The sequence below is a fragment of the Citrobacter amalonaticus genome, assembly GCF_037053465.1.
GTDB classification, from domain to species: Bacteria; Pseudomonadota; Gammaproteobacteria; order Enterobacterales; family Enterobacteriaceae; genus Citrobacter_A; species Citrobacter_A amalonaticus_H.
On the sequence record NZ_JBALIF010000021.1, the window covers coordinates 30,544 to 52,344 of the forward strand.

Genomic DNA, 21,801 nt, shown 5'->3' on the forward strand with positions numbered 1-21,801 from the left:
TTAATTCTCTGTACCGTGCGTTGTCTCAGGATGGGAATAGAAACAGATAAACCAGGAATGTTCTTTAGTGAGCGGCATTTTGCTTAAACTTGCGCCAGTTGGCAACTAATTAGAGCAATTGACCGCATCGCAGGACAACAATGCGGCGTGATTTTATTTCGACGCAAACGGTTTCGTCAGCGGCCCAGATTCTTTATAATGACGCCCGTTTCCCCACTTGGGCACACCGAAAGCTTAGAAGACGAGAGACTTATGATGGAAATTCTGCGTGGTTCGCCTGCACTGTCCGCATTCCGTATTAACAAACTGCTGGCACGTTTTCAGGCTGCCAACCTCCAGGTAAGCAATATTTACGCCGAGTACGTCCATTTCGCTGACCTGAACGCACCATTGAACGAGGATGAGCACGCGCAGCTTGCCCGTCTGCTGAAATATGGCCCGAGCCTGAGTAGCCATACCCCGCAAGGAAAGCTACTGCTGGTGACGCCTCGTCCAGGCACCATCTCCCCCTGGTCTTCCAAAGCGACAGATATCGCGCATAACTGCGGTCTTAAGCAGATTGATCGTCTTGAGCGCGGCGTTGCATATTACGTTGAGGCCTCCACGCTGACCGCTGATCAGTGGCAGCAGGTGGCTGCTGAATTACACGATCGGATGATGGAGACGGTGTTCTCTTCATTAACCGACGCGGAAAAACTGTTCGTTCATCACCAGCCCGCACCGGTTTCCAGTGTGGACCTGCTCGGTGAAGGCCGCCAGGCGCTGATTGATGCTAACCTGCGTCTTGGCCTGGCGCTGGCGGAAGACGAAATTGATTACCTCCAGGAGGCGTTCACCCGGCTGGGGCGCAACCCGAATGACATCGAACTCTACATGTTTGCGCAGGCGAACTCGGAGCACTGCCGTCATAAAATTTTCAACGCCGACTGGGTGATTGACGGTAAACCGCAGCCGAAGTCGCTGTTTAAAATGATCAAAAATACCTTCGAAACCACCCCGGACCACGTACTTTCTGCCTATAAAGACAACGCGGCGGTGATGGAAGGATCGGAAGTGGGACGTTACTTTGCTGATCATGCGACCGGTCGTTATGACTTCCACCAGGAGCCCGCGCATATTCTGATGAAGGTGGAAACCCATAACCACCCGACGGCGATCTCGCCGTGGCCAGGCGCAGCCACCGGTTCTGGCGGTGAAATCCGTGATGAAGGGGCAACCGGACGCGGCGCGAAACCGAAAGCGGGTCTGGTGGGCTTCTCCGTTTCTAACCTGCGTATTCCGGGCTTTGAACAGCCGTGGGAAGAGGACTTCGGCAAGCCGGAGCGTATTGTCACGGCGCTGGATATCATGACCGAAGGCCCGCTGGGTGGCGCGGCGTTCAACAACGAATTTGGTCGCCCGGCGCTGAACGGGTATTTCCGTACTTACGAAGAAAAAGTGAACAGCCACAACGGCGAAGAACTGCGCGGTTACCACAAGCCGATCATGCTGGCGGGGGGGATCGGTAATATCCGTGCCGATCACGTACAGAAAGGCGAGATTGTGGTTGGCGCGAAACTGATCGTTCTCGGCGGCCCGGCGATGAATATTGGGCTGGGCGGCGGCGCGGCGTCTTCGATGGCGTCGGGTCAGTCTGATGCCGATCTCGATTTTGCTTCCGTACAGCGTGATAACCCGGAGATGGAACGCCGCTGCCAGGAAGTGATTGACCGCTGCTGGCAGTTGGGCGATGCCAACCCGATCCTGTTTATTCATGATGTGGGCGCGGGCGGTTTATCCAACGCCATGCCTGAGCTGGTGAGTGACGGCGGGCGCGGCGGCAAATTTGAATTGCGCGATATTCTCAGTGATGAGCCGGGTATGAGCCCGCTTGAGATCTGGTGCAACGAATCCCAGGAGCGTTACGTACTGGCCGTGGCGGCGGATCAACTGCCGTTATTTGACGAGCTGTGTAAGCGTGAGCGCGCACCCTATGCGGTCATTGGCGAGGCGACGGAAGAAATGCACCTGTCACTCAACGATCGCCATTTCGATAATCAGCCGATTGACCTGCCGCTGGACGTACTGCTCGGTAAAACGCCGAAAATGACCCGCGACGTGCAAACGCTGAAAGCGAAAGGCGATGCGCTCAATCGCGCGGATATCACCCTTGCTGATGCCGTGAAACGCGTTCTGCATCTGCCGACAGTCGCAGAGAAAACCTTCCTGGTGACCATTGGCGACCGTACGGTAACCGGAATGGTTTCCCGCGATCAGATGGTGGGGCCGTGGCAGGTACCCGTGGCTAACTGTGCCGTGACCACCTCCAGCCTCGACAGCTACTACGGTGAAGCAATGTCGATTGGCGAACGTGCGCCGGTGGCCTTACTCGACTTCTCCGCCTCCGCCCGTCTGGCCGTTGGCGAAGCGCTGACCAACATCGCCGCTACGCAGATCGGCGATATCAAACGCATTAAGCTTTCCGCAAACTGGATGGCGGCAGCGGGTCACCCGGGTGAAGACGCGGGTCTGTACGAAGCGGTGAAAGCGGTAGGTGAAGAACTCTGTCCGGCGCTGGGCCTGACCATTCCGGTGGGCAAAGACTCTATGTCGATGAAAACCCGCTGGCAGGAAGGTAATGAGCAGCGCGAAATGACGTCACCGCTGTCGCTGGTGATCTCCGCCTTTGCCCGTGTGGAAGATGTGCGCCATACCATCACCCCGCAGCTTTCTACTGAAGAGAACGCGCTGCTGTTGATCGATTTGGGCAAAGGACACAACGCGCTGGGCGCCACCGCGCTGGCGCAGGTGTACCGTCAACTTGGCGACAAACCAGCAGACGTTCGTGATGTTGCACAACTGAAAGGCTTCTACGACGCGATTCAGGCGCTGGTGGCTCAACGCAAACTGCTGGCTTACCACGACCGCTCTGACGGCGGCCTGTTGGTCACGCTGGCGGAAATGGCCTTTACCGGTCACTGCGGTATTCAGGCGGATATCGCCACACTGGGTGACGATCGTCTGGCGGCGCTGTTTAACGAAGAGCTGGGCGCGGTTATTCAGGTGCGTGCGGCAGATCGTGAGGCGGTGGAAGCGCTGCTGGCGCAATACGGTCTGGGCGACTGCGTACATTATCTGGGGCAGGCTGTGGCAGGCGATCGCTTTGTTATCGAAGCCGACGGTCAGGCTGTCTTCAGCGAAAGCCGCACCACGCTGCGAATCTGGTGGGCGGAAACCACCTGGCAGATGCAGCGTCTGCGTGACAACCCGGAGTGTGCCGATCAGGAACACGACGCCAAAACCAACGATGCCGATCCGGGCCTCAACGTTAAGCTGACCTTTGATATCAACGAAGATATTGCGGCACCTTACATTGCGACCGGGGCGCGTCCGAAAGTTGCCGTACTGCGTGAGCAGGGCGTTAACTCCCACGTGGAAATGGCAGCAGCGTTCCAGCGTGCGGGCTTTGACGCCATCGATGTGCACATGAGCGATCTACTGGGAGGACGTACCGGTCTGGGGAATTTCCAGGCGCTGGTGGCCTGTGGCGGCTTCTCTTATGGGGACGTGCTGGGCGCGGGTGAAGGCTGGGCGAAATCGATTCTGTTCAACAACCGCGTGCGCGATGAGTTCGAAACTTTCTTCCACCGTCCGCAAACGCTGTCACTCGGCGTGTGTAACGGCTGCCAGATGATGTCGAACCTGCGTGAACTGATCCCGGGCAGTAACCTGTGGCCACGCTTTGTGCGTAACCATTCGGATCGCTTTGAAGCGCGCTTCAGCCTGGTTGAAGTGACCCAGAGCCCGTCCCTGCTGTTGCAGGGCATGGTGGGGTCACATATGCCGATTGCCGTTTCCCACGGGGAAGGGCGTGTGGAAGTTCGCGATGCCGCGCATCTGGCTGCGCTGGAAAGCAAAGGCCTGGTGGCGCTGCGTTTTGTCGATAACTTTGGCAACGTGACGCAAACCTACCCGGCTAACCCGAACGGTTCACCGAACGGCATTACCGCCGTTACCACAGAAAATGGCCGGGTAACGATTATGATGCCGCATCCGGAGCGTGTGTTCCGTACCGTCAGTAACTCCTGGCATCCGGAAAACTGGGGCGAGGACAGTCCGTGGATGCGTATCTTCCGTAACGCGCGTAAGCAATTGGGTTAATCCCCCTGACGCTAAAAAGCCTGGTGATGTTCACCGGGCTTTTTTTTGGTGTCGGGAAAGTGCGACAAAGATCTGTTATAAGTGTCTCCAAAAGGAGACATTTAACTTATTGATTTTATGTAATATAACAATGTTTCTTTTATGGTGTTGCTAATTAGCGACACTCTGATTAAAAAGCATTCAATCGATTTATAGTGTGGAATGATAATAAAATCTCTTTAATTCAACGAATTAATAAAGTGTTTTGCAAGTTGGCATAGTTACTGCATAATAACCGGCAGTGGCTCATTCACCTTCTTATGTCAGCCCCTTCGGGACGTGCTACATAAACTTCGAATGACGCACAACAAGGTGCCTGCCGTCCAACTTCTGATAACAGCGTTGCTTTATCAACCATCGGGCGAAACGTCGAGTTAGGCACCGCCTTATTCCATAACAAAGCCGGGTTAAGCCCGGCTTTGTTGTATCTGGCGTCCCCCTCAGTTAGCATCTTTCTATTCTTGTTATGTGAGAGTCACGCTTTGAAGCGCTGGTCTGTTTTTCCCCGCTCGTTACGACAACTGGTTATGTTGGCATTCCTGCTGATCCTGTTGCCGCTTCTGGTGCTTGCCTGGCAGGCGTGGCAGAGCCTGAATGCGCTCAGCGCGCAGGCGGCGATGACCAACCGAACCACACTCATTGACGCGCGTCGTAGTGAGGCGATGACCAACGCCGCCCTGGAGATGGAGCGCAGCTATCGACAGTATTGCGTGCTTGACGATCCCACGCTCGCGAAGGTGTACCAGAGCCAACGCAAGCGCTATAGCGAAATGCTGGACGCCCACGCGGGCGTCTTGCCGGACGATAAACTCTACCAGGCGTTGCGTCAGGATTTAAACGATCTGGCGCAACTGCAATGCCACAACAGCGGTCCTGACACGGCTGCCGCCGCGCGGCTGGAAGCATTTGCCAGCGCCAATACCGAAATGGTGCAAGCGACGCGCACGGTGGTTTTCTCGCGCGGACAGCAGTTGCAGCAGGAAATTGCCGAACGCGGGCAGTTCTTTGGCTGGCAGGCGCTGGTGCTGTTTCTGGTCAGTCTGGCAATGGTACTGTTATTCACCCGGATGATTATCGGCCCGGTGAAAGGGATTGAGCGTATGATTAACCGTCTGGGGGAAGGACGTTCACTGGGCAATACCGTGACGTTTACCGGACCGCGAGAATTGCGCTCTGTCGGGCAGCGGATCATCTGGCTGAGCGAGCGTCTCTCCTGGCTGGAAGCCCAGCGCCATCAATTTTTACGCCATCTTTCTCATGAGCTGAAAACCCCGCTGGCCAGCATGCGTGAAGGCACTGAACTGCTGGCGGATCAGGTGGTGGGACCGCTGACGCCGGAACAAAAAGAGGTGGTTGATATTCTGGATGACAGCAGCCGCAATCTGCAAAAGTTGATTGAGCAACTGCTTGATTACAACCGCAAACTGGCTGACAGCGCTATTGAAATGGAGAGGGTGGAGATTGCGCCGCTGGTGGATATGGTGATTTCCGCTCACAGTCTACCGGCTCGCGCTAAAATGATGCATACCGACGTTGCCCTTGAGGCGGAAAGTTGTCTGGCTGAACCGATGCTGTTGATGAGCGTCCTGGACAATCTTTATTCCAATGCGGTGCACTACGGGGCTGAATCCGGTAACATCCGTATTCATAGTCGTTTACGGGGAACAACGGTCTGCATCGATGTTATCAATACCGGAACGCCCATTCCTGAAGCAGAAAGGACCATGATTTTTGAGCCTTTCTTCCAGGGAAGTCATCAACGAAAAGGGGCGGTGAAGGGCAGCGGGCTGGGGTTAAGCATCGCCAGAGATGGCATCCGCCGTATGCAGGGGGAACTGTATCTTGTCGATGAAAACCCGCAAGAGGTTTGCTTTCGCATAGAGCTGCCGCTATCAGCATCGAAACACGACTAAATAACACTAAGTCTGGTGAATAATGCCACACGTTTTTGTCCACATTTTTCAACGTTTATTCTCCCGTCAGGTCATGCTGGCGGGAATGCCCTGTCTGGCGCTGATGGGCTGTGCGCCACATGCGGTTAAACACGCCCCGGGCAATGCGCCCCAGGATAAAATTCCGACACACCAACTGGCAGACTATCTGTCCGTTGAGTGTTCCGATATCTGGGCACTGCAGGGGCAATCAACTGACACTAACCCGCTGTACTGGCTGCGGGCGATTGACTGTGCAGACCGTCTTTCACCGGTGCAGTCACGCACTGAGGCGCGCACATTGCGTGATGACACCTGGCAGAATGCATTCAAACGCGGCATCTTGCTGGCGAATGCCAAAATCACCCCGCTTGAGCGTCGCGACAATGTTTCCCGATTAGATACGTTCAGTCTGCAAATTCCGGCGCAGGTGCGACCGCTGTATCAGGTCTGGCGAGACGGCCAGAGCTTACAGCTCCAGCTTGCCGAAGAACGCCAGCGCTACAGCAAATTGCAACAGACCAGCGACAGTGAACTCGATACCCTGCGCCAGCAACATCAGTCTATGCAGGCGCAGCTTGATCTTACTACGCGCAAGCTGGAAAACCTGACGGATATCGAGCGCCAGCTTTCGACACGTAAACCGGCGGGCAATTACAACCCGGATGCGACGCACGGCGATGGCAAGTCTGACGGACAAGCGCCTGTGCCATCACAAGATGAGGTGACGCCATAATGAGTCGTAAACCGGCGCATTTACTGCTCGTTGATGACGATCCGGGCCTGCTGAAACTGCTGGGTATGCGCCTGACCAGTGAAGGTTTTAGCGTGGTCACCGCAGAAAGTGGGGCCGAAGGTTTGCGCGTACTGAATCGCGAAAAAGTCGATCTGGTCATTAGCGATCTGCGCATGGATGAAATGGATGGGATGCAACTGTTTAGTGAAATCCAGAAGGTTCAGCCAGGAATGCCGGTCATCATTTTGACCGCCCACGGTTCGATTCCGGATGCGGTCGCCGCCACGCAAAAAGGCGTCTTTAGCTTTCTCACCAAACCGGTGGATAAAGACGCGCTGTATCAGGCAATTGATGAAGCCCTTGAGCAGTCGGCGCCGGCCACGGATGATAGCTGGCGTGAAGCCATTGTCACCCGTAGCCCGCTGATGCTGCGTTTGCTGGAGCAGGCGCGTATGGTGGCGCAGTCCGACGTCAGCGTGTTGATCAATGGTCAGAGCGGCACAGGGAAAGAGATTTTCGCTCAGGCTATTCACAATGCCAGCCCGCGCAGCAGCAAGCCGTTTATCGCTATCAACTGCGGGGCGTTACCAGAGCAACTGCTGGAGTCGGAGCTTTTCGGTCACTCACGCGGCGCGTTTACCGGCGCGGTGAGTAACCGTGAAGGTCTGTTTCAGGCCGCGCAAGGCGGGACGCTGTTTCTCGACGAGATTGGCGACATGCCCGCGCCGCTGCAGGTCAAACTGCTGCGCGTGTTGCAGGAGCGCAAAGTCAGGCCGTTGGGCAGTAACCGCGATCTCGACATTGATGTCCGCATTATCTCGGCAACGCACCGTGATCTGCCCAAAGCGATGTCGCGCGGCGAATTTCGCGAAGATTTATACTACCGTCTCAATGTGGTGAGCCTGAAGATCCCGACGCTTGCGGAGCGCACAGAGGATATTCCGCTACTGGCGAATCATCTGTTACGCCAGTCAGCGGAACGGCATAAACCGTTTGTGCGGGCGTTTTCGACAGATGCAATGAAGCGGCTGATGACAGCCAGTTGGCCGGGCAACGTGCGTCAGCTTGTCAACGTCATTGAGCAGTGCGTGGCATTGACCTCTTCGCCAGTGATCAGCGACGCGCTGGTCGAGCAGGCGCTGGAAGGGGAAAACACCGCCTTGCCCACGTTTGTCGAAGCGCGTAATCAGTTTGAACTGAACTATCTGCGAAAACTGCTGCAAATCACCAAAGGGAATGTCACCCATGCGGCAAGAATGGCCGGGCGCAACCGGACGGAATTCTATAAGTTGCTTTCACGTCATGAGCTCGATGCAAACGATTTCAAAGAATAACTTTGCGTAATATGTTACGTTTATCCGATTCAAAGACAGGCGACCTTTTCAAGGACTAGCATGAAAAAGATTGATGCGATTATTAAACCCTTCAAACTCGATGATGTGCGTGAAGCGCTGGCGGAAGTTGGTATTACCGGGATGACGGTGACCGAAGTGAAAGGCTTTGGTCGTCAGAAAGGGCATACCGAGCTGTATCGCGGCGCGGAGTACATGGTGGACTTTCTGCCGAAGGTGAAAATTGAAATCGTCGTGCCGGACGACATCGTTGAGACCTGCGTGGATACCATTATCCGCACGGCGCAAACCGGCAAAATCGGTGACGGTAAGATTTTCGTCTTTGATGTGGCGCGCGTGGTGCGTATCCGTACCGGTGAAGAAGACGACGCGGCAATTTAAGCCGCGCCGTGCTTGCCGGATGGCGGCGTAAACGCCTTATCCGGCCTACAGCATCCCCACTGATAAGTGCAGCGCCATCAGGCATGACGTAATTACAAGACCTTGTGCGGGCCGAAACATTCGTAATGAATGTTGTCGTTTTTCACACCCAGCTCAACAAGCTGCTTCGCAACGAACTGCATAAATCCTACCGGGCCGCACAGATAGAACTGCATTCCCGGCATCGAGATAGCCGCTTCCATTGCCTTCAAATTCATCAGACCTTCGCTGTCAAAGGTATCGTTCACGCGATCTGTCTCACTCGGTTCACGATACCAGGTATGCGACGTAAATCGCGGCAGCGCTTTACCCAGTTCGCTCACCTCATCGGCGAACGCATGGACATCGCCATTTTCCGCGGCGTGGAACCAGTTGACCTGCGCCGTATGATCCGCGTTAACCAGCGAATCGAGCATCGCCAGCATCGGCGTTTGCCCAACGCCAGCAGAAATCAGCGACACCGGCGTATCGCGGGAAACATCCAGGAAGAAATCCCCCGCTGGCGCCGCTAAATGCACCACATCTCCGACGTTTGCATGGTCATGCAGCCAGTTTGATACCTGACCGCCGTCTTCACGTTTAACGGCAATACGGTAGCCTTTTCCATCCGCTTTACGGGTCAGAGAATACTGACGAATCTCCTGATGCGGAAAGCCTTCCGGCTTCATCCAGACCCCCAGATACTGGCCTGGCTGGTATTCGGCTACGGAACCGCCGTCAACCGGCTCAAATTCAAAGCTGGTAATAAGCTGGCTGCGCGGCGTTTTCGCCACGATGCGGAACGGACGTGTGCCTTCCCAGCCGCCGGTCTTACTGGCGTTATCGTGGTAAATTTGCGCTTCACGGTTGATAAAGACGTTTGCCAGCACGCCATACGCTTTGCCCCACGCATCCAGCACCTCCTGGCCTGGACTGAACATTTCGTCGAGCGTCGCCAGCAAATGGGTTCCCACGATGTTGTACTGTTCGGGTTTTATCAGGAAGCTGGTGTGCTTCTGGGCGATTTTTTCCACCGCAGGCAGCAGGGCAGGGAGATTCTCAATGTTGCTGGCATAAGCGGCAATGGCATTGAACAGCGCCTCACGCTGAGAGTCATTTCGCTGATTGCTCATGTTAAAAATTTCTTTGAGCTCAGGGTTATGAGCAAACATACGATCGTAAAAATGGGCGGTCAGTTTTGGACCCGTTTCAACCAGCAGAGGGATGGTGGCTTTTACAGTGGCGATGGTTTGGGCGTCAAGCATACGGTCTTCCTTTATGTGAATCTTTAATGGTGTATTTCAAATGCATCTTATAAAAAATACCCCCGCGTTGTAAATGGTTCCTTGTCGCTTTGCGTCTTAACCGTTACAACGTGAAAAATCTGCATCACAAACCTGAAAAGAAATCCGTTGAAATTCGTAAGGTCTTAATTCAGCGAACCCTTACGTGGTGTGAAGGTAATCGTTTGCGTAAATTCCTTTGTCAAGACCTGTTATCGCAGAATGATTCAGTTATACTGTTGCCCGTTGTCCAACAGGACCGCCTTAAAAGGCCAAAAATTCTATCGTTAGCTGAGTCAGGAGATGCGGATGTTAAAGCGTGAAATGAACATTGCCGATTATGATGCCGAACTGTGGCAGGCTATGGAGCAGGAAAAAGTACGTCAGGAAGAGCACATCGAACTGATCGCCTCCGAAAACTACACCAGCCCGCGCGTTATGCAGGCGCAGGGCTCTCAGCTGACCAACAAATACGCTGAAGGTTACCCGGGCAAGCGCTACTACGGCGGTTGCGAATACGTTGATATCGTTGAACAACTGGCGATTGATCGCGCGAAAGAACTGTTTGGCGCAGACTACGCTAACGTGCAGCCGCACTCTGGCTCTCAGGCTAACTTCGCCGTCTACACCGCGCTGCTGCAACCGGGTGATACCGTTCTGGGGATGAACCTGGCGCAAGGCGGACACCTGACTCACGGCTCTCCGGTTAACTTCTCTGGCAAACTGTACAACATCATCCCTTACGGTATCGATGAGTCTGGCAAAATCGACTACGACGATATGGCGAAGCAGGCGCAGACCCACAAACCGAAGATGATCATCGGTGGTTTCTCCGCTTACTCTGGCGTGGTTGACTGGGCCAAAATGCGTGAAATTGCAGACAGCATCGGTGCATATCTGTTCGTTGATATGGCGCACGTTGCCGGTCTGATTGCCGCAGGTGTTTATCCGAACCCGGTTCCGCATGCGCACGTTGTCACCACCACCACGCACAAAACGCTGGCAGGTCCGCGTGGCGGCCTGATTCTGGCGAAAGGCGGTAGCGAAGAGCTGTACAAAAAACTGAACTCTGCCGTTTTCCCATGCGCTCAGGGTGGTCCGCTGATGCACGTTATCGCGGGTAAAGCGGTTGCGCTGAAAGAAGCGATGGAGCCAGAATTCAAAGTCTACCAACAGCAGGTTGCGAAAAACGCCAAAGCGATGGTGGAAGTGTTCCTGAACCGTGGTTACAAAGTGGTGTCTGGCGGCACGGAAAACCACCTGTTCCTGCTGGATCTGGTGGATAAAAACCTGACCGGTAAAGAGGCTGACGCCGCCCTGGGCCGCGCCAACATCACCGTGAACAAAAACAGCGTACCAAACGATCCGAAGAGCCCGTTTGTGACCTCCGGTATTCGTATCGGTTCTCCGGCAGTGACGCGTCGTGGCTTCAAAGAAGCGGAAGTGAAAGAGTTGGCAGGCTGGATGTGTGACATCCTCGACAACATCAATGACGAAGCGGTAATCGAGCGCGTCAAAGGTAAAGTTCTGGATATCTGCGCACGCTTCCCGGTTTACGCGTAAGTCAGGTACGACAGTAAACAAAAGGTCGTTGTAGGCCGGATAAGGCGTCAGCCGCCATCCGCAAGACCTGAAATGCCCGATGGCGCAAGCTTATCGGGCCTACAAGGTTGAATAACGAATTGATATTACGGTCGTTCGTAGGCCGGATAAGGCGTCAGCCGCCATCCGGCAAGACCTGAGATGCCCGATGGCGCAAGCTTATCGGGCCTGGAGAGATTGAATAAAAACAGATGGCGTGATTCACCTCGCCATTTGCTGACTGCGCTTAAATTTCGTTGAGCTGCGACTCCACATACAGATAACCGATCCCCATCAATTGCTGAGTACGACTGAGGGTCCCGACGTTAATTTGTGTCGCTTTTGCCCGCGGATTATCGCCGTGATCGAAAGGATTAAATCCTGACTGCTGGCGTAACGTATTAAGCCAGGATTCGCCAAAGGCGCAACTGCGACCGTACAGCCATATCTGGTTAATATTCAAGATATTGAGAAAATTATACAGACTTAAGCCAATTGCGCTGGCGGCATGTTCCACCCATGCCTGAATGCGTACATCGCCCTGTTTCCAGGCGGCAATCAACGCGTCAGTGGTCAGTGTTTCCGGGTTCATTCCCGGCACCGGCTGTGCTTTCAGCCAGATTCTGGCCTGCTTTTTCAGCGCGCTCAGCGAGGCGACGGTTTCCAGACAGCCGTAGCGGCCACAGTCACAGGCAATGCCGTCCGGGTTGATGATGGTATGGCCTATCTGACCGCTGCCGTACAGACTACCGCGCCAGATGCTGTCATTAATGACAAACGATGAACCTATGCCATAGTCGACATTGATGACGCAAAAATCGTCGCTGGCGTGCGGGTTTTGCCACTTTTCCGCCAGCGCCAGCATAACGCAGTCGTTGTCCAGGCGAACCTGCACGCCAAGCATCTCTTCCAGCAGATACTTTATCTCCACCGGGGTTTTCCACGGCGCCTGCGGCATGGTTTTCGACGCACCGGTAATGGGATCAACCTGACCATGTACACCCAACGCCAGGTTGAGCGTGATGTCGGGATAGCGCTGCCGGTAGTTGCGCCAGTGCCGGGCTAACGCCGTGAGAAGCGCTTTTGGCGTCGCGGCGTTAATCGTCTCATGCTGCCAGTCGCCAACGGCGACCAGCCGGGCATCCGCCAGTTGGCTGGTCAGGCTGGTGGGCGTGACGTTCATACACAGCGTCCACGCGCCCCGTTCCGGCAGATGAAAGCTACCGCTACTGAGCCCACGCTGGCTCAATGTCTCTCTGGAGTGGCAAATCCGTCCCTCATCAAGCAATTCCTGCAGAATGTTGCTCACTGCCGGAATCGACAACCCCGTAAGCTGCGCCAGTTGCGATTTACTAAGCTGCTTCTCACGCCATAAATGCGCCAGGAAAATCTGTTTATTGGCCTGTCTGACCCGGGCGTTATTGAATCCTGTACGCTGCATACACTTAACTCCCTTAACTATATTGCGTGAGCATTGCGCATTTTACCGCCAGTTAAGTCCCGCACAATAGCTCCTTACTGAAGTTTTACTTTTGTTTATTGAGTGGAGGCAGCATGTACGGTTCAGTTAAGGTCTGGCAGGAAACCCTCTCACTTCCGACCTGGACGGCAGGCGAGGAAGATCCCAACCCGATGTTCCTGGAAAAGCGGGTTTATCAGGGTTCTTCTGGCGCGGTTTACCCTTATGGTGTGATTGACACCCTCACCGGCAAACGTGAAATGCGTGAGTATCAGGCGGTGTGGATGGAAAATGATTTTATCCGCGTCATGCTGCTGCCGGAACTGGGTGGACGTATTCATCGCGCCTACGACAAGGTCAAACAGCGCGATTTTGTCTATTACAACGACGTGGTCAAACCTGCGCTGGTCGGGCTGTTGGGGCCCTGGATATCCGGTGGAATCGAGTTCAACTGGCCGCAGCACCATCGCCCAACCACGTTTATGCCCGTGGATTTTACGCAGCGGGCAGGGGAGCACGGCGAACAAACCGTCTGGATGGGTGAAGTGGAGCCGATGCGGGGCCTGCAGGTAATGACCGGGTTTACGCTCTACCCGGATCGTGCGTTGATTGAAATCACCGGTAAAGTGTTCAACGGCAACGCCACGCCGCGCCACTTCTTATGGTGGGCTAACCCGGCGGTGAAGGGCGGCGACGATCATCAAAGTGTCTTCCCTCCCGATGTCACGGCGGTATTCGATCATGGCAAGCGTGATGTGTCGGCTTTCCCGATCGCCACCGGCACCTATTACAAAGTCGATTACTCGGCGGGCGTTGATATCTCCCGTTATAAAAACGTCCCCGTACCGACCTCATACATGGCGGAAAAATCAGACTACGACTTTGTCGGCGCCTGGCATCATGGCGAACGCGGCGGACTGCTGCACGTCGCCGACCACCACATCTCGCCGGGGAAAAAACAGTGGAGCTGGGGCTATGGCGATTTTGGCGTCGCCTGGGATCGCAACCTGACTGATGAAAATGGTCCGTACATCGAATTAATGACCGGCGTGTTTACTGACAACCAGCCGGATTTCACCTGGCTTGCGCCCTATGAAGAGAAAGTGTTCGTGCAGAATTTCCTGCCTTACAGCGAATTAGGGATGGTGCAAAACGCCAGTACCGAACTGGCGCTGCGTCTGGTGCGGGATGAAAACCAACTCTCCGTGGGTGTCTATGCGATAGCGCCGCTCAATGATGTTCAGGTCACACTGAGTGCTGGCGGCGAGCCTTTCTTTGAAACGACGTTGACGCTAACGCCGGGTCAAAGCTGGCTGACCACGCTTGCCGATACAGGCTATGCGCGGATCACCATGACGGTCATGCGCCATGACGGACAGCCGTTGCTGAAGTACAAAGAGCATATCGCTGAGGATCTTCCTCTGCCTTCGGCGGCAACGGCGCCAGCGCTCCCGGCACAGTTATCCAATACGGATGAACTCTATTTTATTGGGCAACATCTGGAGCAGTACAACCATGCCAGCCGCTACGCCGAGGATTACTACCGCCGGGCGCTGGAACTTGATCCACGGGATTACCGTAATAATGTCGCGCTGGGAACCCTGGCGCTGAATCGCGCTGACTGGCCGCTGGCTGAGCGTTGCGCGCGGGCGGCACTGGAGCGGGCACACTCGCTGAACAAAAATCCGCGTGACGGAGAAGCCAGTATGCTGCTTGGCGCGGCGCTGGAGCGTCAGGGCGATCGTGAGCGCGCCTGGGATAGTTATTACAAAGCAAGCTGGAGCGGAAACTGTCGCGATGCGGCATTTTGGGCGCTGGCCCGGATTGCGATGGCGCGTGGCGATTGTGCCGATGCACTGGAAAAAGTGACGCAGAGTTTGCGCTTTAACGGTAGCAACAACCTGGCGATGGGGCTGAAAGCGCTGGTGCTGGCGACACTGGGGCGCACAGCCGAGGCGCTGAAGTACATTGAACAGCAACTTGTGGATTATCCTCTCAGCTACGCGCTGCATTACGCTCGCTGGGCGGTCCGCAGGGATGATGTGGCAAAAGAGGCGCTGATCGCCATCACCGGGCGACGCGGCACCAACGCCTGCGAACTGGCGGGCTGGTTACTCTCTTTCGGTCAGAAAGCGGCGGCACGCGAACTACTGGAACTGCTGGACAGCCAGGAAACGCTACCGCTGCTGTGGCGGGCGTCGCTTTGCGACAACTCGCAGCCGCTTATCGACCAGGCGCGTGCCTGTCTGCATAACCGGGTGCGTTTCCCGAATACCCTCGATGAAGTGCAGATGCTGCAAATACTGCCGGATAGCGCCTATGCCCGCTATTTGTTGGGCTGTTTCTGGTACAGCAAACGTCGCTACGAAGATGCGCTCTCCTGCTGGCAGTTCACCCTTGAACAGGAGCCTGAATTTGCGCCAGTGCATCGTCTGCTGGGGATTTATGCGTGGAATAAACAGCAGGATGGATTGCAGGCGCGGCAGTATCTGTCGCAGGCGGTGGCGCTGGAACCCCAAAATGCGCGCTTCCTGTTTGAACTGGACTATCTCAATAAGCTGCTGGCGACGCCGACCGAACAGCGTCTACGCCAGCTTGAATCACGCAAAGCGGTGGTATTACTGCGTGACGATTTGACGGTAGAACTGCTCAGTTTATGGAACGGTCTGGGCCATTACGCTGAAGCCGCCGGGGTACTGGAGGCGCGCATGTTCCATCCCTGGGAAGGCGGCGAGGGGAAAGCGACCGGGCAATATTTGCTAAACCAGATGCATCGGGCGCTGGACGCGATAGGGAAGGCGGATTTCCACCAGGCAGTCAGCCTGTTGCAGCAGGCGCTGAGCTATCCGCACAACCTCGGCGAAGGACGTCTGCCGGGACAAACCGATAACGATATCTGGTATCTGTTGGGCTATTGCGCACAGCGTCAGGGATATCACGATGAGGCGCAGCGCTACTTTGCCCGGGCCACGCGTGGCGAAAGTACGCTTGATGCCGGACGTTACTACAACGATCAACCCGTGGATTATCTCTTCTGGCAGGGAATGGCGCTGAAAGCGCTGGGCGAAAAGGGCGAAGCGGAACAACTTTTCCGCAGCTTCCTGCAATGGGTAGCGTCGCAGGGCGACAACGTACCGGAAGTGGATTTCTTTGCCGTTTCGTTACCGGATCTGGTGGTCCTGGACACCCCGGCCGAGGCAAAGCATCAACAACACTGTCTGTTTATCACGGCGTTAGGCCATCTGGGGCAGGGAGATCTTCCTGCCTGCCAGCAGGCGCTTGACGCACTTTTGCAACAAAATCCGGCGCATGACAAAGCCCTGTTGCTGCGTCATGTCATCAAACGGGATCTCTTGCACTAAACCCTGAACCGGTGGCGGAAACGCTGCCGGAAACCTGATGTTCCCTGCGTTTCCCTGAAAGAGGAATCATAATGAATAACGCGCAGACACACTTGAAAATTGGCTATGTCTGGACCATCTGTCTGGTGGCGGCCTGTGGTGGTTTACTGTTTGGCTATGACTGGGTGGTGATTGGCGGGGCAAAACCCTTTTATGAAGCGTACTTCTCGATCACCGATCCGGCGCAGTCGGGCTGGGCGATGAGCTCGGCGCTGGTAGGGTGTATTTTTGGCGCGCTGATTTCCGGTTGGTGTGCGGATAAATTTGGTCGAAAGGTGCCGCTGATCCTCTCGGCTATTCTGTTCAGCGCCTCGGCATGGGGAACCGCTGTCGCGACTCACTTCGACATGTTTGTCATTTATCGTATCGTCGGCGGCGTCGGGATTGGCCTGGCCTCCGCGCTCAGTCCGCTGTACATCGCAGAAGTCAGTCCGGCCGAAAAACGCGGGCGTTTCGTGGCGGTGAACCAGTTGACCATCGTCATTGGCGTTCTGGCGGCACAGTTAATCAACCTGATGATTGCCGAACCCGTTGCCACCGGAGCCACTCAGCAGGCGATTGTGGAGAGCTGGAACGGGCAAATGGGCTGGCGCTGGATGTTTGGCGCAGAACTGGTCCCCGCGCTGGCGTTCCTGGTGCTGATGTTTTTTGTGCCGGAATCCCCGCGCTGGCTGGTGAAGGCCGGAAAGCCGGAACGTGCGCGCGCCATGCTGCAACGCATTGGTTCTGCGCAGTACGCCGGTCAGACGCTGAAAGAGATCGAGCACACGCTGCTCAAAGATAATCACAAGGTGGCGTGGTCAACGCTGCTGCAACCGCAGATCAAACCGATCGTGATAATCGGCATGGTGCTGGCGGTCTTCCAGCAGTGGTGTGGGATCAACGTGATCTTTAACTATGCACAGGAGATTTTCGCCTCCGCCGGTTTCGACATTAACGGGACGCTGAAATCCATCGTCGCCACCGGCATCATCAACCTTGTCTTTACCCTTGCCGCGCTGCCGCTGGTGGACAAAATTGGCCGCCGCAAGCTGATGCTGTTCGGCGCATCCGGGCTGACGGTGATTTATGTATTGATTGCCGCTGCCTACGGCATGGGGATTATGGGGTGGCCGGTGCTGGTCCTGGTGCTGGCGGCGATTGCGATTTATGCCCTGACTCTGGCGCCGGTGACCTGGGTGCTGTTGTCGGAAATTTTCCCTAACCGCGTGCGCGGACTGGCGATGTCATTAGGGACGCTGGCGCTGTGGATTGCCTGTTTCCTGCTGACCTACACTTTCCCGTTGCTCAATGCCGGGCTGGGAGCTGCCGGGAGTTTCCTGCTTTATGGCGTGATTTGCGCGATGGGCTACCTGTACGTGCTACGCAATGTTCCGGAAACCAAAGGCGTCACGCTGGAAGCGCTTGAGGAGCAACTGGCTGCCCGACATCTGAAAACCGCTCCGTCAGCACAGCAGCGTAGTATCCGCTGATGACCGCGCCACTGACGCTGCATAACGCGCATCTGCGGATGCGCGTGGATCCTCAGGGCGGGGCGCTGCTGGCGCTGTTTTCATTAGCGCATCAACAGCCGGTGTTGCGCGAAGGTGAGGGGAACACCGCCGGTGATTGCGGGCTGTTTCCGATGCTACCGGTGGCAAATCGCGTGGCGGGCAATCGCTTCAGCCAGCGCGATACCGAGGTGCTGTTGCCGAATCACCATGCCGATGCGCAGTTTTTCCTGCACGGTGACGGGTGGCTGAAACGCTGGGCGGTGGAGGCTGTCACCGACGAAAGCTGCCGGTTACGCCTGCGTAGCCAGCACGCCTGTGGCTATGACTATCTCGCGCAGCTTCGGTATGAACTGGACGCCTCTGTGCTCAGGGTATCGCTCTCGATAACGCATATGGGTAACCGCCCAATGCTGTACGGCTGCGGATTTCATCCCTTTTTTGCGTTTGCTGCCAACAGCACCGTACAGTTCTCTGCCAGCGGCTACTGGCCGGAAGGTGAAGATCATTTACCGCTCGCCTGGCAGCGTGATATTCCGGAAGAGGCGGATTTTACCCATGCGCAATATGGCGCGGATCGCTGGCTGAACGTGGGGTATTCCGGCTGGAGCGGGCAGGCGGTTATCCGGCATGATGTGATGAATGTCACGATTTCTGCGCAAACTCCCTGGCTGATGCTTTTCAGAATGTCGGGTCAGTCATTCCTGTGCCTCGAACCACAGACCCATCCGGTGAACGCCCACCACATGCCGGGGCAGCCGGGATTACGTCTGTTAGGCGCTGAGGAATCATGCCATTTTGCGATGCAAATCCGTGTGGATTAGCGGCAATAACATGTTATGTCTCTGTTAATGTTCACTTGCGCCAGCCTGCGTTTATCGCCAGACTATCGCCTCCACACGGGAGGGAAACATGTCTTTGTATTCCACGCGCTGGCTGGCGCTCGGTTACTTCACCTACTTTTTTAGCTACGGGATTTTTCTTCCCTTCTGGAGCGTCTGGCTGAAAGGGCTTGGCCTGACGCCGGAAACGATCGGCCTGCTACTCGGCGCCGGTCTGGTCGCGCGTTTTCTCGGCAGTTTAATGATTGCCCCTCGGGTAAGCGATCCCTCACGTCTGATTAACGCACTGCGCATTCTGGCGCTACTGACGCTTGTCTTCGCGCTCGCTTTCTGGGCCGGAACCCACGTCGCCTGGCTGATGGTGGTAATGGTTGGATTTAACCTCTTTTTCTCACCGCTGGTTCCGCTGACGGATGCGCTGGCGAATACCTGGCAAAAGCAGATCACGATGGACTACGGCCGGGTGCGGCTGTGGGGATCGGTCGCATTCGTCATTGGTTCCGCATTGACCGGAAAGCTGGTCAGCCTGTTTGATTACCGGGCGATTCTGGTGCTGCTGACGCTTGGCGTGGCGTCGATGCTGCTGGGGATGCTGATTCGTCCCAGCATATTGCCCCAGGGGGAAAGCCGACATCAGGAGAGCTCAGGATGGCCCGCCTGGCGTGCGCTCGTCACCCAGAGCTGGCGCTTTTTGGCCTGCGTCTGCCTGCTGCAGGGCGCGCATGCCGCGTACTACGGCTTTAGTGCGATTTACTGGCAAGGGGCGGGTTACTCCGCCTCGGCGGTGGGTTATCTCTGGTCGTTGGGCGTGGTGGCGGAAGTGATCATTTTTGCCCTGAGCCATAAGCTGTTTCGTCGTTTCAGCGCGCGCGATCTGTTACTCCTTTCCGCCGTTTGCGGGGTGATTCGCTGGGGGCTGATGGGCTGGACGACGGCGCTACCGTGGCTGATTGTGGTGCAGATCCTGCATTGCGGCACGTTTACCGTCTGCCACCTGGCGGCGATGCGCTATATCGCGGCGCGTCAGGGCAGTGAAGTCATTCGTTTGCAGGCGGTCTATTCCGCGGTGGCGATGGGCGGCAGCATTGCCATCATGACCGTATTTGCCGGTTTCCTCTATCAGCATCTCGGCAACGGCGTCTTCTGGGTGATGGCGCTGGTGGCGTTACCGGCGATAGTATTGCGGCCAAAAGTGACCGCCTCAACCTGATTCCAGCATTTTACGGATCTGTTGCTGTTGATGCGCGGTCAGTGCCCGATCGGCGTGAATTAACGGCGGTGAAAACAGCGGCAGAAGCGTGGCGTAGGGCGTGACAATCAGCGCCACGCCGCGCGGCGAACCTTCCTGCTGAAAAGTCTGCATCGGTAACGGTTTGATATTCAGCGGCAGCAGCGTCAGTTCGCGCAGTTGCTGCTCTATTTCCCGTTCCCGCTGCGGATTATCCCCGGTCAGTAAGACAATCTGTTTCTCATGCAGGTCATTATCCTGCATCAACCACGCACCGAAAATCACCGCCACCAGACCCGTTTCTTCTTCAGAAAACACCACGTCATACTCGGCCTCAAAACCGCGTAAGGCGTCACGGGTGGTGCGCATCAGGCGCGGATAGAGGCGTGCGAACTCTTCCGGGAGCGTGTTATCAATGCCGATAGAAAACAGGCTGCGGTTCAGCGCCTGAGCAAGATGGATATAAAGCTGGGCGTTAAGTCCAGGTTCGTCATTGAATCGCACCGCGCCCAGTTCCCGAAAACGCAGGATCAGGCGGGCAATCGCCAGACGCAATCGCCGGTTTTGTTGATGGTTATCGCGTACTGGATCCGGGATGCGGATCATCGAAAACAGCAGCGCCATAAACAGCGATTCCGTAAGCGGCGCGTTTTGCATTACCCGCCGCTGCCAGTGGCGGCCAATCTCCTGGGCCAACGGGTATTCGGCGCAGGACTGTGCCCAGCGCTGCTGAACAGGGTTAAATTCCGGGGAGATACCCGCGTGATGCTGCCAGAGGCAATATTGCAGATACAGGCGCAAAAACTGAACGTCGCGGCACTCAAACGGTTTTTGCAGACGGCGCGCGCACAGGTTAATCAGCGCATGCAGATTGGTATCATCGTAGAGCGTGCGCAGGACTCCCCGCTGCTTCAGCTCGGTTTTTAACGCGGGGGCAAACTGCTGGGTAATAAATGTCGGGCACAGCCGTATGCCGCGCCTGAGCCAGTGCAGCAGACAGAGGCGTTGGTCAAGCGCTGTACCTTCAATCCGGTAGCACCCGTTCGCACCAGGGCTAATGCTCAGTCGATGATAGCGCTGGATCTCCTGTCCCGTCTCAAGGATATCTTCACGGGCAATAGCATCATCGACGCCATTGAGCGAACTGAACGTTTCTGCGGTGGCAGTTTGCCCCGGCTGAAAAAGTGTCAGCAAGATCTGGCAACGGCGCTGGGGAGCTGAAAGTACAGATGGTGGAGCAAGCGTTGTCATCATCTGTCGGATCTCCCGTAAACATGTCAGATAAGGATAGCTAAAGTTTTTCCCTATAAATTATCAATGAAATGCTTTCCGTCAGGATTGCGGGGGGAGGTCACAGAATTTTTCACGTGTGTTGCCGTCACCGGAAGTGAAACGCAGCGCGTAAATGAGATTTTTCGCGTTTTTATCTTCTGATTGCAAAGTAAAAAAACGTCCAGACATAATACCGTCCGCTTAATCTGCTTTGAGTGAGCGGCATTCATTCTCCCATATCCGGCAGCGACTCACCGCAAGTAACCTGGCGTGTGACGGCACGGAATATAATCATTATGCAGATTAAATACAGTGACGGCATGAATACTGAGAGACTGTTTATTTTATTTAAATATATATCGGGAGTGACGCCAGTTATACTTTACTGAATATTCTGTCTGTTCATCTGACTCATTGATATTCATCAAAAAAAATAATTCAAAAAAGGCGTATTCCGGTTCATAAATAACCGTGCCTGTTATTCTTGCCGCTGCAAACAATACCGGACTGATGAATTATATTAAAAGGAATTGAGCCATGAGTGGAAAACCCGCGAGCCGGATAAGCGACGGCGTGGCGAATGGTCAGATTGTGCAGGGTTCACGTACCGTGCTGATCGGCAGCCAGGGCGGCATCGCCTGCTCCGTA

At 55.5% G+C, this 21,801-nt stretch carries 13 protein-coding genes; 10 read left to right on the forward strand and 3 right to left on the reverse strand.

What is annotated here, in order from left to right:
• The first annotated feature begins 252 nt into the window (after window positions 1–252).
• The 5 genes from purL to glnB all read left to right on the forward strand — a co-directional run bounded on the left by purL (window position 253) and on the right by glnB (window position 8,579).
• Window positions 253–4,140 (forward strand): phosphoribosylformylglycinamidine synthase, encoded by a 3,888-nt coding sequence (purL, locus tag WB371_RS21845; RefSeq protein WP_336222086.1) that lies wholly within the window; start codon window positions 253–255, stop codon window positions 4,138–4,140.
• A gap of 521 nt (window positions 4,141–4,661) precedes the next feature.
• Window positions 4,662–6,092: a two component system sensor histidine kinase QseE/GlrK gene (gene qseE, locus WB371_RS21850; RefSeq protein ID WP_336222087.1), complete on the forward strand. Its 1,431-nt coding sequence runs from the start codon at window positions 4,662–4,664 to the stop codon at window positions 6,090–6,092.
• 22 nt (window positions 6,093–6,114) lie between these two features.
• Complete coding sequence (gene qseG / locus WB371_RS21855; protein ID WP_336222088.1) at window positions 6,115–6,846, forward strand: two-component system QseEF-associated lipoprotein QseG; 732 nt, start codon at window positions 6,115–6,117, stop codon at window positions 6,844–6,846.
• Window positions 6,846–8,180 carry a two-component system response regulator GlrR gene (gene glrR / locus WB371_RS21860; protein ID WP_336222089.1) on the forward strand — a complete coding sequence of 445 codons (1,335 nt, stop codon included), beginning with the start codon at window positions 6,846–6,848 and terminating at the stop codon, window positions 8,178–8,180. Before qseG ends, glrR begins: the two co-directional genes overlap by 1 nt.
• 60 nt (window positions 8,181–8,240) lie before the next feature.
• On the forward strand, window positions 8,241–8,579 hold the full coding sequence (gene glnB / locus WB371_RS21865) for a nitrogen regulatory protein P-II (protein ID WP_012906673.1): 339 nt from the start codon (window positions 8,241–8,243) through the stop codon (window positions 8,577–8,579).
• Window positions 8,580–8,671: 92 nt separating this feature from the next.
• Here the strand turns inward: glnB and hmpA are convergent, their stop codons facing one another.
• Window positions 8,672–9,862 carry an NO-inducible flavohemoprotein gene (gene hmpA / locus WB371_RS21870; RefSeq protein ID WP_336222090.1) on the reverse strand — a complete coding sequence of 397 codons (1,191 nt, stop codon included), beginning with the start codon at window positions 9,860–9,862 and terminating at the stop codon, window positions 8,672–8,674.
• Window positions 9,863–10,189: 327 nt separating this feature from the next.
• Between hmpA and glyA the strand changes: the two genes are divergently transcribed.
• Window positions 10,190–11,443 carry a serine hydroxymethyltransferase gene (glyA, locus tag WB371_RS21875; RefSeq protein ID WP_336222091.1) on the forward strand — a complete coding sequence of 418 codons (1,254 nt, stop codon included), beginning with the start codon at window positions 10,190–10,192 and terminating at the stop codon, window positions 11,441–11,443.
• Between the two features lie 265 nt (window positions 11,444–11,708).
• Here the strand turns inward: glyA and WB371_RS21880 are convergent, their stop codons facing one another.
• A complete protein-coding gene (locus WB371_RS21880) occupies window positions 11,709–12,902 on the reverse strand; it encodes an ROK family transcriptional regulator (RefSeq protein ID WP_336222092.1) in 1,194 nt (397 codons plus the stop codon).
• A 113-nt stretch (window positions 12,903–13,015) separates the two neighbouring features.
• Here WB371_RS21880 and WB371_RS21885 point away from each other — a divergent pair, with 113 nt between their 5' ends.
• The 4 genes from WB371_RS21885 (at window position 13,016) to WB371_RS21900 (ending at window position 19,863) form a co-directional block, all read left to right on the forward strand.
• Window positions 13,016–16,282, forward strand: a complete 3,267-nt coding sequence (locus WB371_RS21885; protein ID WP_336222093.1) for a DUF5107 domain-containing protein — start codon at window positions 13,016–13,018, stop codon at window positions 16,280–16,282.
• Window positions 16,283–16,353: 71 nt separating this feature from the next.
• On the forward strand, window positions 16,354–17,793 hold the full coding sequence (locus WB371_RS21890; RefSeq protein ID WP_336222094.1) for a sugar porter family MFS transporter: 1,440 nt from the start codon (window positions 16,354–16,356) through the stop codon (window positions 17,791–17,793).
• Window positions 17,793–18,635, forward strand: coding sequence for an aldose 1-epimerase (locus WB371_RS21895; protein WP_336222095.1), 843 nt, complete (start codon window positions 17,793–17,795; stop codon window positions 18,633–18,635). Before WB371_RS21890 ends, WB371_RS21895 begins: the two co-directional genes overlap by 1 nt.
• Window positions 18,636–18,723: 88 nt before the next feature.
• Complete coding sequence (locus WB371_RS21900; protein WP_336222096.1) at window positions 18,724–19,863, forward strand: 3-phenylpropionate MFS transporter; 1,140 nt, start codon at window positions 18,724–18,726, stop codon at window positions 19,861–19,863.
• On the opposite strand, the gene csiE is transcribed toward WB371_RS21900, so the two are convergent.
• Window positions 19,855–21,135 carry a stationary phase inducible protein CsiE gene (csiE, locus tag WB371_RS21905; protein ID WP_336222097.1) on the reverse strand — a complete coding sequence of 427 codons (1,281 nt, stop codon included), beginning with the start codon at window positions 21,133–21,135 and terminating at the stop codon, window positions 19,855–19,857. The genes WB371_RS21900 and csiE overlap by 9 nt on opposite strands.
• Window positions 21,136–21,801 lie beyond the last annotated feature (666 nt).

Coding starts and splice junctions, on each gene's coding strand:
- WB371_RS21895 (WP_336222095.1), top strand. CDS start 17,793: ATGACCGCGCCACTGACGCTGCATAACGCGCATCTGCGGATGCGCGTG.
- glyA (WP_336222091.1), top strand. CDS start 10,190: ATGTTAAAGCGTGAAATGAACATTGCCGATTATGATGCCGAACTGTGG.
- glnB (WP_012906673.1), top strand. CDS start 8,241: ATGAAAAAGATTGATGCGATTATTAAACCCTTCAAACTCGATGATGTG.
- qseG (WP_336222088.1), top strand. CDS start 6,115: ATGCCACACGTTTTTGTCCACATTTTTCAACGTTTATTCTCCCGTCAG.
- csiE (WP_336222097.1), bottom strand. CDS start 21,135: ATGATGACAACGCTTGCTCCACCATCTGTACTTTCAGCTCCCCAGCGC.
- hmpA (WP_336222090.1), bottom strand. CDS start 9,862: ATGCTTGACGCCCAAACCATCGCCACTGTAAAAGCCACCATCCCTCTG.
- glrR (WP_336222089.1), top strand. CDS start 6,846: ATGAGTCGTAAACCGGCGCATTTACTGCTCGTTGATGACGATCCGGGC.
- WB371_RS21890 (WP_336222094.1), top strand. CDS start 16,354: ATGAATAACGCGCAGACACACTTGAAAATTGGCTATGTCTGGACCATC.
- purL (WP_336222086.1), top strand. CDS start 253: ATGATGGAAATTCTGCGTGGTTCGCCTGCACTGTCCGCATTCCGTATT.
- WB371_RS21880 (WP_336222092.1), bottom strand. CDS start 12,902: ATGCAGCGTACAGGATTCAATAACGCCCGGGTCAGACAGGCCAATAAA.
- WB371_RS21885 (WP_336222093.1), top strand. CDS start 13,016: ATGTACGGTTCAGTTAAGGTCTGGCAGGAAACCCTCTCACTTCCGACC.
- WB371_RS21900 (WP_336222096.1), top strand. CDS start 18,724: ATGTCTTTGTATTCCACGCGCTGGCTGGCGCTCGGTTACTTCACCTAC.